The 15,492-nt window shown below is 73.0% G+C and carries 11 protein-coding genes; 8 read left to right on the top strand and 3 right to left on the bottom strand.

What is annotated here, in order from left to right:
• The first annotated feature begins 248 nt into the window (after positions 1-248).
• The 4 genes from ACIOHP_RS02270 (at position 249) to sucD (ending at position 6,005) form a co-directional block, all read left to right on the top strand.
• Positions 249-1,196, top strand: a complete 948-nt coding sequence (locus ACIOHP_RS02270; RefSeq protein WP_401882541.1) for a hypothetical protein — start codon at positions 249-251, stop codon at positions 1,194-1,196.
• A 294-nt stretch (positions 1,197-1,490) separates the two neighbouring features.
• Positions 1,491-3,455 (top strand): hypothetical protein, encoded by a 1,965-nt coding sequence (locus ACIOHP_RS02265; protein WP_401882539.1) that lies wholly within the window; start codon positions 1,491-1,493, stop codon positions 3,453-3,455.
• Between the two features lie 465 nt (positions 3,456-3,920).
• Positions 3,921-5,099, top strand: a complete 1,179-nt coding sequence (gene sucC, locus ACIOHP_RS02260) for an ADP-forming succinate--CoA ligase subunit beta (RefSeq protein ID WP_361550900.1) — start codon at positions 3,921-3,923, stop codon at positions 5,097-5,099.
• Between the two features lie 21 nt (positions 5,100-5,120).
• Entirely contained in the window at positions 5,121-6,005 is an 885-nt protein-coding gene (gene sucD, locus ACIOHP_RS02255; protein WP_067438133.1) for a succinate--CoA ligase subunit alpha, read from the top strand.
• A gap of 207 nt (positions 6,006-6,212) precedes the next feature.
• Here the strand turns inward: sucD and ACIOHP_RS02250 are convergent, their stop codons facing one another.
• Positions 6,213-7,268 carry a helix-turn-helix domain-containing protein gene (locus ACIOHP_RS02250; protein ID WP_401882536.1) on the bottom strand — a complete coding sequence of 352 codons (1,056 nt, stop codon included), beginning with the start codon at positions 7,266-7,268 and terminating at the stop codon, positions 6,213-6,215.
• A 96-nt stretch (positions 7,269-7,364) separates the two neighbouring features.
• Here ACIOHP_RS02250 and ACIOHP_RS02245 point away from each other — a divergent pair, with 96 nt between their 5' ends.
• A complete protein-coding gene (locus tag ACIOHP_RS02245) occupies positions 7,365-9,386 on the top strand; it encodes a DUF6350 family protein (protein ID WP_401882534.1) in 2,022 nt (673 codons plus the stop codon).
• A gap of 31 nt (positions 9,387-9,417) precedes the next feature.
• Here the strand turns inward: ACIOHP_RS02245 and ACIOHP_RS02240 are convergent, their stop codons facing one another.
• The gene (locus ACIOHP_RS02240; RefSeq protein ID WP_361550909.1) at positions 9,418-10,185 is read right to left on the bottom strand and encodes a hypothetical protein; all 768 of its coding nucleotides are present in this window, start codon (positions 10,183-10,185) and stop codon (positions 9,418-9,420) included.
• A gap of 283 nt (positions 10,186-10,468) precedes the next feature.
• On the opposite strand from ACIOHP_RS02240, the gene purN reads away from it, so the two are divergent.
• The 3 genes from purN (at position 10,469) to ACIOHP_RS02225 (ending at position 13,488) form a co-directional block, all read left to right on the top strand.
• Positions 10,469-11,098 carry a phosphoribosylglycinamide formyltransferase gene (gene purN, locus ACIOHP_RS02235; protein WP_361550912.1) on the top strand — a complete coding sequence of 210 codons (630 nt, stop codon included), beginning with the start codon at positions 10,469-10,471 and terminating at the stop codon, positions 11,096-11,098.
• Positions 11,095-12,660, top strand: coding sequence for a bifunctional phosphoribosylaminoimidazolecarboxamide formyltransferase/IMP cyclohydrolase (gene purH, locus ACIOHP_RS02230; protein ID WP_307026895.1), 1,566 nt, complete (start codon positions 11,095-11,097; stop codon positions 12,658-12,660). The genes purN and purH overlap by 4 nt, the downstream gene beginning before the upstream one ends.
• 84 nt (positions 12,661-12,744) lie before the next feature.
• Positions 12,745-13,488 (top strand): AAA family ATPase, encoded by a 744-nt coding sequence (locus ACIOHP_RS02225; RefSeq protein ID WP_401882531.1) that lies wholly within the window; start codon positions 12,745-12,747, stop codon positions 13,486-13,488.
• Positions 13,489-13,517: 29 nt separating this feature from the next.
• On the opposite strand, the gene ACIOHP_RS02220 is transcribed toward ACIOHP_RS02225, so the two are convergent.
• Positions 13,518-15,317, bottom strand: a complete 1,800-nt coding sequence (locus tag ACIOHP_RS02220; protein ID WP_401882528.1) for a protein kinase — start codon at positions 15,315-15,317, stop codon at positions 13,518-13,520.
• Between the last annotated feature and the right edge of the window lie 175 nt (positions 15,318-15,492).

Genomic DNA, 15,492 nt, shown 5'->3' with positions numbered 1-15,492 from the left:
CCGGCGGCCGGAGGGAGAGGAACGACGGTGAATCGGTGGTGATTTGTCGACCCAGCGACATCCGAATTGAGATGGCAAAACGGACATGAGTCGCATCGGTAACGGGGGGCTTGCGTAACCTCCGCACTCCCGTGCGACTATCTGTGCCTTGTCAGCGGTGCGTCGCGCACCGCTCGTCCGTACCGCGTCGTACCGACTTCGTCGCTCGTCACGCGTGATTCGTTCCGCCGCACGGGAGGACCACCCTCTTGACCTGGCCGGCCGCACTGCCCGGTGCCGCTCTGCGCAGCCTGCGCACGGCGGCCGGGCGGCGTGCGCTGCAAGTGGCGCTGCTGGTGGGCGGGTTGTTCGTGCTCGGGTTCCTCTGCGGAGGACGGGCCAACGCGGCGGAGGGCATACCGACCACGACGGCGACATCCGGGGCCGTTCCGGCGAAGACGGCGGACGGCGTCCGGTCGTTGACGAGCGGCGCGGTGGGGCGGTCGGCGAAGCCGCCGGCCGAACCCGAGGTCCCTCACACGGCACCCCGGACGGACACCCTCCCGACGTCGGTCGACGACAAGGTCCTGCGCCCGGTGACCGAGCAGGTCGTCGATGTCGTGGACGGCAAGGTCCTTCAGCCGGTCGGCGACCTGGTGGACACGGTGACCGGACAACTGGCGCAGGCGCGGCCGCAGATGCCGCTGCCGAGCCTGCCGTCCCCGCCCGTGACCGAGCCGCCCGGCCTGCCCGAGCTTCCGGAGCTGCCGACCCTCCCGGGCCTGCCCGCGCTCCCGGGTCAGACGCTCCCGGGACAGACACCGCCGGCGACGACGCCCCAGCCGGAGTCCCCGGTGGCCGACTCGCCGCAGGGCGACGCCGTCGGAAGGCGCTCAGCCGAGACAGCGGCCGCGGCCGCCTTCTACGGTCCGCCGTCCGTCGCCGGTGCCTCCACGACGGGGGCGGCGGCGAAGACCGGCGGGCACCGTGCCGTGCAGGGCGCCCACGCGCCCGTACCGCAGACGCCCGGCGATGACCAGAGCGGTGCGCTAGGCAGCCGGCCGACGGCGGACAGCGGTTCGTCGCGGCACGGGGACGCACACGCCGTGTCCCTGAACCACCGGGCAGTGGTGCGGCTCGTGGCCGGAGCCGCTGTGCGTGCCGACGCGTTCGAGACCCGGGACCGGCACCGGGACATTCCGGTTTCTCCGGCATAGGGCAGGACTCCCCGCCGTAGACCTGCCGCCGCAGGGGCGGCACAGGTCCGCCCGTTGTCCGGACCCCCTCGGGGCCACCGGACGGAAACCGTCGAAGCCGAATCCGGCCCCGCAGAACCCCGCCCCCGGGGCATCGCGGCCGGAACCGGCACCGAGTGTCCCCAGCCATCCGAAGCACCGGAGCTCCGCCACGGACCTCCTCCTGCAAGGCCGCCCGCGGCGTTCAGGAGCCCGTCCGTCCCAGGCCTCCGGGGAGCTTCGGACCTCCCAGGATCTAAAGGATCTGACGCACGCATGAACAAGAACATCCGCCGCTCCATCGTCATAGCCGCCGGCGTCACCGGCGCGTGGGCGCTCGGCTCATCCGTGGCCGGCGCCGACGAACTGCCCGCCTCCTCGCTGTCCGTGTCCGACACGACGACCGACGTCACGGACGCCCTGACCGGCACGGTCGACGGCGTCGGCACCGAGGTGCAGGACACCGTCTCCGGCGTGACCTCGACGGTCGAGAACACCGCCGCGACGGTCACGCCCAAGGCGGACATGCCCGAGGCGACCGACACGGTCTCCGACACGGCGGGCATCGCCACCACCGACCAGGCCCGCCGATACGTGGACGCGAAGGTCACCGTCCCGCAGACCACCGCGACCTCGAACAAGGCCTCGAAGATCAAGGGCGCCGCGGCCATCCAGGGCGCGAAGGCAGCCCGTGCCGCGCAGGCGAAGGCCAAGGCCGCAGGGGACGAGACCGTCACCACCGTCCGGGCCACCGTCTCCGACGCGAGCGCCCCGCAGGACGAGGTCGACTACCTCTTCGGTCCCCTCGCCGCCTTCGCCCCGGAGCTCGAGCGGGCTCTGGCCGGCGCCCAGACCAAGCTCCAGGGTGTCCAGTCGGCGGCCCGTGCCCACGCGCAGGGCGTCGACGGCGTCGTGCGGACCAAGGCGCGCCAGACCGTCGCGGGCGCGGGCCGCACCGCCACCGGCGTGACCGGCGCCGCGCGGGCCACGGTCACCGGGACCGAGGGCCGTGCCGCCGACGCGCTCACCGTCGCCCGGGGCGAGGCCGGAACCGTCACGACGGCCGCCGGGGCGAGTGTCTCCTCCGTCCCGAGCCACATCACGGGCACCGTGGACGGGGTCCGGCAGCAGGTGGTCGGCACCGTGGCCGCCGTTCCCGGCATCGTCGCCCCGATCGTCGACGAGACGGTCGCGGCGGCCGTGCCCCCGCTGGCCACCTCCGCCGTGGACGGAGTGGTCCCGGTCGCCGGACAGACGGTCGCCGGTGTCGTCCCGACCGCCGAGCACGCCGTCGCCGGGGTCGTTCCGGTCACCACCGGCACGGTGGAGGGTGTGAGCCCGGTCGCCCACGGCGTGGTCAACGGCGTCACCCCGGTCGTAGGCCACACGGTCGGTGAGGTCACCCCGGTCGTCGGCGGCACGGTCGCCGGTGTCGCGTACACCGCCCACCACACCGTCGGCGCCGCGACCGCGCTCGCCCACGGCGTCGTGGCCGACGTCCAGCCGGTCGCCGCCGGTGCCGTCCAGGGCGTGGGGCAGACCGCCGGGGCCGCCGTCCACGGCGTCCGGCCCGTCGCCACCGCCACCGTCGGCGACGTCCACCACCTCGCGGGTGCGGCCGTCCACGGCGTCGCCCCCGTCGCCACCGGCGCGGTCGCCGACCTCCACCCCGTCGTGGACGGTGTCGTCACCGACGTACCCGCCTACGCCACCGGTCTCGTCGGTCAGGTCGCCGTCGACGCCACCGGTGCCGTGCTGCCGCCGGTCGCGAACGCGGCCGTGCACGGCGTGGTCCCGGTCGCGGAGCAGGCCGTCGCGGACGCGGACGGGCTGGCGTACGGCGTGGCCGGCGACGTCCGGCCCGTCGTGGGCGGCGTCGCGCCGCTCGCGTACGGCGTGGCCGGGCACACCGCCGATCTGGCGTACGGCGTGACGGCACAGGCCCACTCCTTCGCGCAGGGAGTCGTGCAGCCCGTCGTCGGTCTCGTCCAGCCCGTCGTGCAGGGCGTCACGGGCAGCGCCGGGAACCTCGCGTACAACGTCACCGGTGACGTCGCCCCCTTCGCGTACGGCGTCGTCGGTGACGTGGCGCCCGTCGTCGGCGGTGTCGCACCCGCCGTCGGTCACACGGCCCACGGAGTGACCCCGCTCGCCGGGAACGCCGTCGCCGGTGTCCAGGGCGTCGCCGAGTCGCTCACGCCGGGATACGCGCGGCAGTACGGCGGCACGTACAACGCCTGACCGTCCCCCGCCGCCGATCAGAGCGGCGGACCGACCGACTCCGTGAGGACGCAGGACCCGGACGGCCGAAAGCCGTCGGTCCGTCCGGCCGACACCTCACGGACGGGGCGGAGCGGTCCCCATTGGGGTGGGGATCGACTGCCCCGTGCCCCCTCAGGGGCTGCTCAAGGGGCCTCACCGGGTCAACCCCAGCCCGGTGAGGCCCTTCCCCATGACCCCCTCGGCCCCTCACATCTGGCACAGCGTGCCAGTGAGGGCGGCATCATGTGACAGGTATCACCGCTCAGGTGTGACCCTCGATTTAGAGGCCTCCCGCAAGCAGCGATAACCTGCGAGACGGACATGCCGCGCGCTCGGACACCGTGTGCGCCTCCCTTGTGACAGACACGGTCGGACGTCACGTTGCCCTCGCGGCACGCCCACGCAGACAACGAACCGCGAGATCACTGATAGGGACGGAAGCGCGTGGACCTGTTCGAGTACCAGGCGAGGGACCTCTTCGCCAAGCACGATGTACCGGTGCTGGCCGGTGAAGTCATCGACACGCCTGAGGCGGCCCGCGCAGCCACCGAGCGCCTCGGTGGCAAGTCCGTCGTCAAGGCTCAGGTGAAGGTCGGTGGCCGCGGCAAGGCCGGCGGCGTGAAGCTGGCGGCGACCGCCGACGAGGCGGTCGAGCACGCGACCAACATCCTCGGCATGGACATCAAGGGCCACACGGTCCACAAGGTGATGATCGCCGAGACGGCCCCGGAGATCCTGGAGGAGTACTACGTCTCCTTCCTCCTGGACCGTGCCAACCGCACCTTCCTCTCCATCGCGTCCGTCGAGGGCGGCATGGAGATCGAGGAGGTGGCGGAGACCCGCCCCGAGGCCGTCGCCAAGACGCCGATCGACGCCAACGTCGGTGTGACCCCCGAGGTCGCCCGCCAGATCGTCGAGGCCGCGAACTTCCCGGCCGAGGTCGCCGACAAGGTCGAGAACGTCCTGGTCACCCTGTGGAAGACCTTCATCGAGGAGGACGCCCTCCTCGTCGAGGTCAACCCGCTGGCCAAGGTCGCCTCCGGTGACGTCATCGCCCTGGACGGCAAGGTCTCCCTCGACGAGAACGCCGAGTTCCGTCAGCCGGGACACGAGGCCCTCCAGGACAAGGACGCGGCCAACCCCCTCGAGGCCGCCGCCAAGGAGAAGAACCTCAACTACGTCAAGCTCGACGGCGAGGTCGGCATCATCGGCAACGGCGCGGGTCTCGTCATGAGCACCCTGGACGTCGTCGCGTACGCCGGTGAGGCGCACGGTGGCGTCAAGCCCGCCAACTTCCTCGACATCGGCGGCGGCGCGTCCGCGGCCGTGATGGCGAACGGCCTGGAGATCATCCTGGGCGACCCCGACGTCAAGTCGGTCTTCGTCAACGTCTTCGGCGGCATCACCGCGTGCGACGAGGTCGCCAACGGCATCGTGCAGGCGCTGCAGCTGCTCGCGGACAAGGGCGAGGAAGTCACCAAGCCCCTCGTCGTCCGCCTCGACGGCAACAACGCCGAGCTGGGTCGCAAGATCCTCTCCGACGCCAACCACCCGCTGGTGCAGCGCGTGGACACCATGGACGGCGCGGCCGACAAGGCCGCCGAGCTCGCGGCTGCGAAGTAAGGAAGAGGGACAGATACAGCCATGGCTATCTTCCTCAACAAGGACAGCAAGGTCATCGTCCAGGGCATGACCGGTGCCACGGGCATGAAGCACACCAAGCTCATGCTGGCCGACGGCACGAACATCGTCGGTGGCGTGAACCCGCGCAAGGCGGGCACGTCCGTCGACATCGACGGCAACGAGATCCCGGTCTTCGGCACGGTCGCCGAGGCGATCGAGAAGACGGGCGCGAACGTATCCGTCCTCTTCGTACCGCCGGCCTTCGCCAAGGCCGCCGTGGTCGAGGCGATCGACGCCGAGATCCCCCTCGCGGTCGTCATCACCGAGGGCATCGCGGTCCACGACTCGGCCGCGTTCTACGCGTACGCCGTGTCGCAGGGCAACAAGACCCGGATCATCGGCCCGAACTGCCCCGGTCTCATCACGCCGGGCCAGTCGAACGCCGGCATCATCCCGGGCGACATCACCAAGCCGGGCCGTATCGGTCTGGTCTCGAAGTCCGGCACGCTGACCTACCAGATGATGTACGAGCTGCGTGACATCGGCTTCTCGTCCGCCGTCGGCATCGGTGGCGACCCGGTCATCGGCACCACGCACATCGACGCGCTCGCCGCGTTCGAGGCCGACCCCGACACCGACCTGATCGTCATGATCGGTGAGATCGGCGGCGACGCCGAGGAGCGTGCGGCCGCGTTCATCGCGGAGAACGTGAAGAAGCCGGTCGTCGGCTACGTCGCGGGCTTCACCGCGCCCGAGGGCAAGACCATGGGCCACGCCGGCGCCATCGTCTCCGGCTCCTCCGGCACGGCCGCCGCGAAGAAGGAGGCCCTCGAGGCCGCCGGCGTCAAGGTCGGCAAGACGCCGACCGAGACGGCCAAGCTGGCGCGGGAGATCCTCGCCGGCTGAGCATCTGCCTGGCTGAGCGTTGTGGGCCCGTTCCCCGGGTGGGGGCGGGCCCACAGTGCGCTCAAGGATGTGCCTCGCGTTGTGGTCTGGCGGCTGCGGGCGCGTCGTGGCCGTTCGCGCAGTTCCCCGCGCCCCTGAGGTACCTGCGCTGACCCCACGCTTTCAGGGGCGCGGGGAACTGCGCGACCAGCCCCCACCGGCCCGCGGCTAACGACTGAGCGGGAACAGCCTCTCCGGCCCGCTCGTCATCCCGCCCCGCAGCTTCTCCCGCAGCTCCGCCTCCGCCGCCGACAACGCGCCCTGCGCGACCCGCGGCGGCACCCCCTGGATCTCCGCGCCCGGCGCGACCGGCGGCTCGTAGTGGGTCGGAGCCGTCCGTACCGTCAGTGCCGTCGTCCCGATCAGCGCCACCGTGAAGGCGATGGCAGCCCGCGTCCAGAACCGCGCCCTGCGCTCGCTCCCCGTCCGCACCGTCGGCGGCTTCGCGGCCCGCAGACGTTCCGTCGAGGCGAGTTCGGCAAGTCGCCGGTGCAGCTCGACGGGGTCGGCCAGCGCGGGCAGCCTCGTGGCGACCGCCTCGCGCGCGTGCAGCAGCCGGTTCGCCGCCGCCGGCGTGCTCGCCTCGGTCTCCGCCGCGGTCTCGGGCAGGTCGAGGCCCACGCCGTCGTACAACAACAGCGTGCGGCGGTGCGGCGGGGGGAGCTTGAGGAGTACGTCCATCAGGGCGCGGTCCGACGCGTCGGCGGGCGGTGGCTCCGGGTGCCGGAATCGAGGGCGGAAGCGGTGCCAGGGGGAGAGGGCGTACTCGTACGCCGTGGCGCGTACCCAGCCGGCGGGGTCGCGGTCGACGGCCACCTCGGGCCAGCGCTGCCAGGCGAGTTGAAAGGCCCGCTCGACCGATTCGCGGGCGAGTTCACGGCGCCCGGTGAGCAGGTAGGACTGGCGCACGAGGGCCGGGGCGCAGAAGGCGTACAGCGCGTCGAAGGCCTGAGCGGGGGTCAGGGGGGCGACGGCTTCCTCGGGTTCGGGAGTCGGCTCCCCCTGAGGGGCCGTCACCTCGACCTCCGCCAAGGAGTCCAGCAGCTTCGCGTACGCCTCCCGCTTCCGGCCCCGCGGGTTCGTACGGCCGGACTCCCACGCGCGGACCGTCTCGCGGGTGGCTCCCACCCGTTCGGCGACCTGAGCCTGCGTCAAGGACCCGGCCTCGCGCAGGCGTCGGCGTTCCTCGGGCGGGGGGAGTGGGGTCGCAGGGCTCTGTGTCACAGGGCGCCCCTTCGTACGAAAAAGTACATAGTCGTATATTGAGCGACACTTCGGGGGTTCGCCTGTTACGACGAGAAAGCGCGTGTCGTTGGGACCATGGCGGGCGTGATCCAGATGACCGTTCGCCGAGCCCCCAAGTCGTCCCCGCTCACCCGGTTGCGGGACCGGTCGCCCGGACTGGCCGCGAGCCTTCTGGCCGGCACGCTCGCGGCGGGGCTCGGGCTCGGTTCGCTCGCCGTGCTGGTGATGGTGCTGTGGATCAGTTCGCCGTATCCGGACAGCGGGCCGGGTGGTGCGCTGCATGTCGCGGCGGCGCTGTGGCTGTTGGCGCACGGTGCGGAACTGGTGCGCACCGACACGCTGTCCGGGGTTCCGGCGCCGATGGGGGTGACGCCGTTGCTGCTGGTCGTGCTGCCGGTGTGGTTGGTGCACCGGGCGGCGCGGGACGCGGTGGACGACTCCACGGAGGCTTCGGGATGGGCGGCGTTCACGGGGGTGGTCCTCGGCTATCTCGCCGTCGGGACGGGGGTCGCGCTGTATGCGGCGGGCGGTGAGCTGCGGCCGGCGTGGGTGTGGACGGCGGTGTGCGTGCCGGTGGTCGTGACGCTGGCGGCGGGTGCGGGGGTCTGGACGGCGTACGGTCGTCCGCGCGAACCGGTGGACGCCGCGCTGCTGTCGCTTCCCGCGGGGGTACGGCGTCTGCTCCTCGGCCCCGACGCCCGCCGCCGTCTCGGCACGGCGGCGCGGGCCGCGGGCGCGGGGGTGGCGGTCCTGGTGGGCGGTGGTGCGCTGCTCCTGGGCACGTCCCTGGTGTGGCACGGCGACGCGACGCGGCTCTCCTTCCTCCAGCTGACGGAGGGCTGGTCGGGCCGGTTCGCGGTGCTGCTGCTGTGCGTGGCGCTGGTGCCGAACGCGGCGGTCTGGTCGGCGTCGTACGCACTGGGGCCGGGCTTCGTCCTGGGGGCGGGGCATGTGGTGGGGCCCCTGTCCGCCGCCCCCGCACCCCTCCTGCCACCGTTCCCGCTGCTGGCGGCGGTTCCGGGGCCGGGGACGGCGACGTGGGTGAACTGGGCGGCCGCGGGAGTGCCGGTGGTCGCCGGGATGACGGTGGGGTGGTTCGTGGGGCGGGCGGGGAGCCGGAGTGCGGATGAGGGGAGCGGGGTGCCTGCCGGAGGGCGGGGCGGGGGTGCCGCCGGAGCGACGGTCGGGGGGTCTGTCGTGGCGCCGGGCAAGGGTGTCGGCGTACAGGTGACGGGTGCGAGGGGCGCCGGGCAGGGGGGTGAGCGGCCGGGGCACGGGCCCGCCGCACCCTGGTCGCGGGGCCGGACCGCCGGTACCGCCGGGCTCGCGGCCCTGCTGTGCGCGGCCGCCGTAGCGACGCTCGCCGCACTAGCGGGCGGACCGCTCGGAGTCGCCGCGCTCGCCTGGTTCGGCCCGGTGTGGTGGCTGACGGGAGCGGCGGCGCTGGCGTGGACCTCGGTGGTGGCGATCCCCACGGCCCTGGGGCTACGGGCATGGCGGTGCCGGGAACGGCGGGTGCGCAAGCCGAAGAGCGGGAAGGCGCAGGCGCGCGGGACGGGCACGGACGTGTCCGAGCCGGGGCACGGTGCGGTGCGCCCGGAGGCGGCGGCGCGGCCGTCGGAGATCGGTGGGGGACACGAATCCGGGGCCGGTGAGCCTCAGGCATCGGCATCCGGTGGCCGCGCGCGCGGCTGGTTCCGGCGGAAGAGGGACGCCGGTCAGACCGCTCCGAACCTCTCGGCGGCGGCCGGGACCCCGGAGGCCCCCTCGGACGACCGGCCCTCCCCGGGCCACGGGGCCGGCCCGTCCGCCCCGACGTCCTCGCCTCGCCGCTGGTTCTCCCGAGGCAAGCCCGCCGGCCGACCGACCCCGGCGCCCGACACGTTCTACGTCTCCGGCGACGACGACCCCGCCTTCGAGCCGTACGACTTCCTGCCCGCCGACCCCTACCCGGCCCCGGCGGCCCTCCCCCACCCTCCGGGCGGGGGGACCCCCACCTCGCTTCGCTCGCCCTGGCACGACGACGCCTCCCGCGAGACCCGCTGGGCGGCACTCAAGGAGGCGTCGACACCGTTGGACCCGCCGGAGACCCCGTGATCGCGAGGTGCGCCGGGCGTCGCTCCCCGCGTCAGCCGGGGGCCAGGATGTCCCGGAGCTTCTCCGGTACGAGCTGGCTGCAGGACTGCTTGGCCTCGTTGGTGAGGGCGTCGCTCGTGCAGGTGTAGTAGTCGCTGTAGACCAGGTGCAGGACGAACGTCGCCGTCACCACCGCGATCGCCAGGGACGAGGTGACCAGGCCGCTGATGGCGGCCGTCCGCTGGGGGCGGCCGCCCGATTCGGAGGCCGGGGTGTCCGGGTCGGGGGTGCGCGGCTTGGCGCGCAGCGCGCTGATGCCCCAGTACAGGGCGAGCGAGCCGAGCAGCAGGGCGACGTACGGCCAGCTGAAGAGGGCGAAGAAGAACGCCCACATACCGCTCAGGAGCGAGTAACGCGCACGGCGCTGGCCCGGGTCGGTCGGGTCCCACCGCATGCCCGTGCCGGGGCCGGGGCCGGGGCCGCCCTGGCCCTCGGGTCCGGGACCGCCGCCGGGGCGCTCGCCGAAGCCGCCGGAGGAACGGCCCGGCTGACGGTCGCTCCACTGGCCGCCCCACGGGGAGCGGGCGCCGTCGTCGTCGGAGGAGGAGTCGTCCGCCGGGCGCCGCGGCTGCCACGGACGGTCCGGGGTGCCCTCCGGCGGCGGCGCGAAGGGGTTGTCCTCCTCCGCCTTCCGGTCCGGCTTGTCGGAGGGCGCGTCGGGCGGAGAGGCGGGGCGCTCCCGCAGCAGCACGCCGCGGTGCTCCCCTCCCTGCACCGACTGCGGGGGGAGCGTGAGGAGTCGCAGGCTGCGGTCCGGCATCAAGTGAGCGTCTTCCCCTAGGTGATACGACGTCTTACGGCGGTCTGGCGTGAGCCTTCACTTCGGAAACGCACCGCACGACGACCACGTTCCCGACTCGGGCCCTCCCAGACGCTACCTTCCGGCCACGCCCCCGTCCCGTGGGGGCCGCCCGGAGTGCCGGTATCGTTGCTGGCGTTCGGCCGCTTCGTAGACTTCCCCGTATCCCGGGGCGCGAAGCATTCGTACGAACGTACATACGGTCGACCGTACGGAAAACGCTCCCCCGAGAAAGGGCCCCACCGTGGCCGCCAAGCCCGTGGCCAAGCGCCTCGTCGTGCTGGTCTCCGGATCCGGCACCAACCTCCAGGCGCTCCTCGACACCATCGGCCAGGCAGGCGCGGAGGCCTACGGCGCCGAGATCGTGGCCGTAGGAGCCGACCGCGACGGCATCGAGGGGCTCGCCCGTGCCGAGCGCGCCGGGATCCCCACCTTCGTGTGCAAGGTCAGGGACTACGGGACCCGCGAGGAGTGGGACACCGCGCTCGCCGAGGCGACGGCCGCGTACGAGCCCGACCTGGTGGTGTCCGCCGGGTTCATGAAGATCGTGGGCAAGGAGTTCCTCGCGCGCTACGGCGGGCGGTTCGTGAACACCCACCCCGCGCTGCTGCCCAGTTTTCCCGGCGCCCACGGCGTCCGTGACGCGCTCGCGTACGGCGCCCGGGTCACCGGCTGCACCGTCCACTTCGTCGACGACGGCGTCGACACCGGACCGATCATCGCGCAGGGCGTGGTGGAGATCCGGGACGAGGACGACGAGAGCGCTCTGCACGAGCGCATCAAGGAAGTCGAGCGAAGGCTGCTCGTCGATGTCGTGGGGCGGCTAGCCCGCAACGGCTATCGCATTGAGGGACGAAAGGTAGTTATCCAGTGACCGCCGAGAGCAACAAGCGGGCCATCCGACGGGCGCTCGTCAGCGTCTACGACAAGACGGGTCTGGAAGACCTCGCGCGCGGCCTGCACGAGGCGGGCGTGGAGCTCGTCTCCACCGGGTCCACCGCGGGCCGGATCGCCGCCGCCGGCGTCCCCGTCACCAAGGTCGAGGAGCTCACCGGCTTCCCCGAGTGCCTGGACGGCCGCGTCAAGACGCTGCACCCGCGCGTGCACGCCGGCATCCTCGCCGACCTGCGCCTGGAGGACCACCAGCGGCAGCTGGCCGAGCTGGGTGTCGAGCCGTTCGACCTGGTTGTCGTCAACCTCTACCCGTTCCGCGAGACCGTCGCCTCGGGCGCCTCGCCTGACGAGTGCGTGGAGCAGATCGACATCGGCGGTCCGTCGATGGTCCGCGCCGCCGCCAAGAACCACCCCTCGGTGGCCGTGGTCACCAGCCCCGCGCGGTACGCCGACGTCCTGAGCGCCGTCCAGGACGGCGGCTTCGACCTCGCCACCCGCAAGCGGCTCGCGGCCGAGGCCTTCCAGCACACCGCGTCCTACGACGTGGCGGTCGCCTCCTGGTTCGCGTCCTCCTACGCGCCCGTGGACGAGTCGCAGTTCCCCGACTTCCTGGGCGCCACCTGGGAGCGCAACAACACCCTCCGCTACGGCGAGAACCCGCACCAGCCCGCCGCGCTCTACGTCGACGGCAGCGGTGGCGGCCTGGCCGAGGCCGAGCAGCTGCACGGCAAGGAGATGTCGTACAACAACTACACGGACACGGACGCCGCCCGCCGTGCCGCGTACGACCACGACGAGCCCGCCGTCGCGATCATCAAGCACGCCAACCCCTGCGGTATCGCGGTCGGCGCGGACGTCGCCGAGGCGCACCGCAAGGCACACGCGTGTGACCCGCTGTCGGCGTTCGGCGGCGTGATCGCGGTCAACCGACCGGTGTCCAAGGAGATGGCCGAGCAGGTCGCCGAGATCTTCACCGAGGTCATCGTCGCGCCGGACTACGAGGAGGGGGCCCTGGAGGCCCTCGCCAAGAAGAAGAACATCCGCGTCCTGAAGGCCCCGGCGGCCCCCGCGAACCCGGTCGAGCTCAAGCTCGTCGACGGCGGCGCGCTGCTCCAGGTCACCGACCGCCTCCAGGCGGACGGCGACGACCCGGCGAACTGGACGCTGGCCACGGGCGAAGCGCTGAGCGCGTCCGAGCTCGCCGAGCTGTCCTTCGCCTGGAAGGCCTGCCGCGCGGTGAAGTCCAACGCGATCCTCCTCGCCAAGGACGGCGCCTCGGTCGGCGTCGGCATGGGCCAGGTCAACCGCGTCGACTCCGCGAAGCTGGCCGTGGAGCGGGCCGGCGCCGAGCGCGCACAGGGCTCCTACGCCGCCTCCGACGCCTTCTTCCCCTTCCCCGACGGTCTGGAGATCCTCGTCGAGGCCGGCGTGAAGGCGGTCGTCCAGCCCGGCGGTTCGGTCCGTGACGAGCTGGTCGTCGAGGCCGCGAAGAAGGCCGGCGTGACGATGTACTTCACGGGGACGCGGCACTTCTTCCACTGAGTCGCGGGCGGTACTCGGGCGGCGGCGGGGCTCTCACCCCGTCGCCGCCCTGCCGTTGTCAGTGCCGGGTGAGAGCCTGGCGGCATGATCGTGGAACGCGCGTACGCCCATGTGGCCGAGGACGAACTGGCGCCCGGCGGCGGCCCGGTGTGGCCGTGGTCGGTGCCGTGCGTGCGGCAGTTGCTCGACGACGGACTGCGGTTCACCGCGCCGGTCACCTTCCTGGTCGGGGAGAACGGCTCGGGCAAGTCGACCCTCGTCGAAGCGCTGGCGGAGGCCTTCGGCCTCGATCCCTGGGGCGGGTCGGCGGGCCATCGCTACGCCGGTCCGCGGGAGCCGTCGGTGCTCGGCGGCCGGATGCGGTTCGAGGCGACCGTGGCCGGGCGCCGGATGCTGCGGGGCCCCCACACCCGCCGCCGGGGTTTCTTCCTGCGGGCCGAGACCGCGCTCGACGCCCTCGGCCGCGAACGGAACACGGGCCGCCTGTCCGGCATCCCGGACGAGATGAGCCACGGCGAGGGCTTTCTGATGGCGTTCCGCGAGCGCTTCCTCGACCCCGGCCTGTACGTCCTGGACGAGCCGGAGTCCGCGCTGTCCTTCGCCTCCTGCCTCGAACTCGTGGGCGTGCTCGACGACCTCTCCCGGACGGGCGCCCAGATCATCTGCGCCACCCACTCACCCCTGCTCACCGCACTGCCCGGCGCCGAGATCATCGAGGTCGGCGAGCACGGGATGCGCTCCGTCGAGTGGCACGAACTGGAGCTGGTCGAGCACTGGCGGCGTTATCTGAACGACCCGCGGGCGTATCTGCGCCACATAGTCGGCTAGGCGGCGGCTGGACGTCGGCCAGGTGGCGGCTAGGTCGAACTCCGCAGCGCCGCCCACGTCTGGGGACCCACCCGCCCGTCGACCTCCAGCCCCTTCGCACCCTGGAACTGCTTGACCGCGGCCAGGGTGGAGTTGCCGAACCGGCCGTCCACGCCCGCGTCTCCGACGCTGTAGCCGCGTTTGGTGAGCATGCACTGGACCTGGACGACGCGTTGGCCCTTGTCGCCGTGTTTGGTGAGCTCGGTGCCGGAGTAGTAGGTGCAGTCGGAGATCCAGGCCGGGTCGGTGGGGGTGGGCGCGGTCTCGGTGACGGTGGCGGTCGGGGTGGGGGCGGCGCCGCCCGAGGTGCCGCCGGTGCCGCCCTGGGTGGCCGTCGCGGAGGGCGTACCGGTGATGCCGTCGCCGGAGCCGGAGGTGCCGCCGTCCGGCTCCGTGTGCTTCTCTTCCTCCTCCGCCTGCTCCTTCCTCTCCTCCGCCGTGCTCGGGAAGGGGGAGGCGGACGTGCCGGGCAGGGCCGAGGCCGCCTCGGCGTCCGCGGCGGGGCCGGTGCTGGTGCTCGTGGTCGGTGCGTCCGAGGCCGTCGAGTCGTGGGACGGTCGGGTGAGGAAGAACGCGCCCGCGGCCACGGCGACCGCGGCGAGGCACGCCACGAGGGCGAGGGCCGGCTTCTTCCGGCTGCGTCGGGTCTCGTTCTCACCGGGGGCGTACTGGCCGGGCGGTGTGGCGGGTCCGTACGCTCCGGGCGGTGTGGCCCCGAACGCCCCGGGCGGCGTCGCGGGGCCGAAACCCGGCCCGGGAACGGGAGTTACCGCCGGAGTCGCGGGAGTCGCCGGTGCGCGGAGGTGGACGGTCTGCTCGGCCGAGGCCTCTTCCAGTAAGTCGCAGCCTTCCTGGCGGTCGAGCAGGCGGCCGGCCAGGGGCTCCTGCCAGTCGGGTGCCTCACCGTTCAGCGCGGTCGCGGCGGCCGCGATCAGTTCCCGCGGGGTGGGGCGGCCGGCCGGGTCCTTGGCGAGGCAGGCGGTCAGCAGGGTGGCCAACGGGCCGTCCACGGGACCGAGTTCGGACATCACCTCCGCCTTCGGCTCCTCGAAGGCCACCCGGTGCATGACATCGACCCCGGTCCCGTCGCCGAACGGGGCGTGCCCGGTGGCGGCGTAGATCAGCGTGCCCGCGAGGGAGAAGACGTCGGAGGCACCGTCGCAGCGGCCCTCCCGCAGATACTCGGGGGACATGAACGCGGGCGTGCCGACCCGGCTGCCGGTGCCGGTGATCGCGCTGCTGTCGACGGCCTGCGAGATACCGAAGTCGATGACGTGCACGCCCCGCGTGGACAGCAGCACGTTGGACGGCTTGAGATCCCGGTGTACGACCCCGGCGGCGGCCAGCGCCGAGAGGGCCTGTCCGAGCTCCGCCACCAGCCTCCACACACCGGTCGGCTCCAGCCTGCCGCCATGGCGCACGGCGTCGGCGAGGTTGATGCCGGGGACGTACTGGGTGGCCATCCAGAGCAGTTCGTGCTCGAACCCGGTGCCGAGCAGCCGCGGCGCGTGCGGGGTGTCGACCCGCCCGTGCACGGCGGCCTCCCGCTCGAACCGCCGCCGGAACTCGGGGTCCTCGGCATACTCGGGCCGGATCACCTTCACCGCGGCGAGCCCCGCGGTGTCGTCGGCGGGCCGTGCCAGATAGACGCGCCCCATCCCGCCGCTGCCGAGCCGCCCGAGCGGTACGTACGGTCCGATCCGGGCGGGGTCGGCGGGCTGCAGTGGATCGGCGCCCGCCTGTATGAGCGCGGCGCGGTACGGCGGCGTGGGGTGCCGCTGGTCCGTCATGTGTCCCCCGAGTGCTGTTCTGCCTCAACGTGCCCAGGCGTCGCGCCAGTTGATGTGAGGCTAGCGTGCCGAACACGGGGGGATCGGGCGTATGTGCGAGAAGGCTGCGGCGCGCCAGAGCGGGAGCGCCGCAGCCGGTTCGCGAAGGCTACTCGCAGGTGCGCTCGGTGTGGGA

The sequence above is a fragment of the Streptomyces sp. NPDC087859 genome, from assembly GCF_044742595.1.
GTDB lineage: Bacteria > Actinomycetota > Actinomycetes > Streptomycetales > Streptomycetaceae > Streptomyces > Streptomyces canus_F.
This window is presented reverse-complemented; position numbering and strand designations above follow the sequence as displayed.

What these genes read in the sequence shown, in the direction of transcription:
- ACIOHP_RS02265 (WP_401882539.1), top strand. Translation starts at nt 1,491, where the DNA reads ATGAACAAGAACATCCGCCGCTCCATCGTCATAGCCGCCGGCGTCACC.
- sucD (WP_067438133.1), top strand. Translation starts at nt 5,121, where the DNA reads ATGGCTATCTTCCTCAACAAGGACAGCAAGGTCATCGTCCAGGGCATG.
- ACIOHP_RS02245 (WP_401882534.1), top strand. Translation starts at nt 7,365, where the DNA reads ATGGCGGGCGTGATCCAGATGACCGTTCGCCGAGCCCCCAAGTCGTCC.
- ACIOHP_RS02240 (WP_361550909.1), bottom strand. Translation starts at nt 10,185, where the DNA reads ATGCCGGACCGCAGCCTGCGACTCCTCACGCTCCCCCCGCAGTCGGTG.
- ACIOHP_RS02225 (WP_401882531.1), top strand. Translation starts at nt 12,745, where the DNA reads ATGATCGTGGAACGCGCGTACGCCCATGTGGCCGAGGACGAACTGGCG.
- ACIOHP_RS02220 (WP_401882528.1), bottom strand. Translation starts at nt 15,317, where the DNA reads ATGACGGACCAGCGGCACCCCACGCCGCCGTACCGCGCCGCGCTCATA.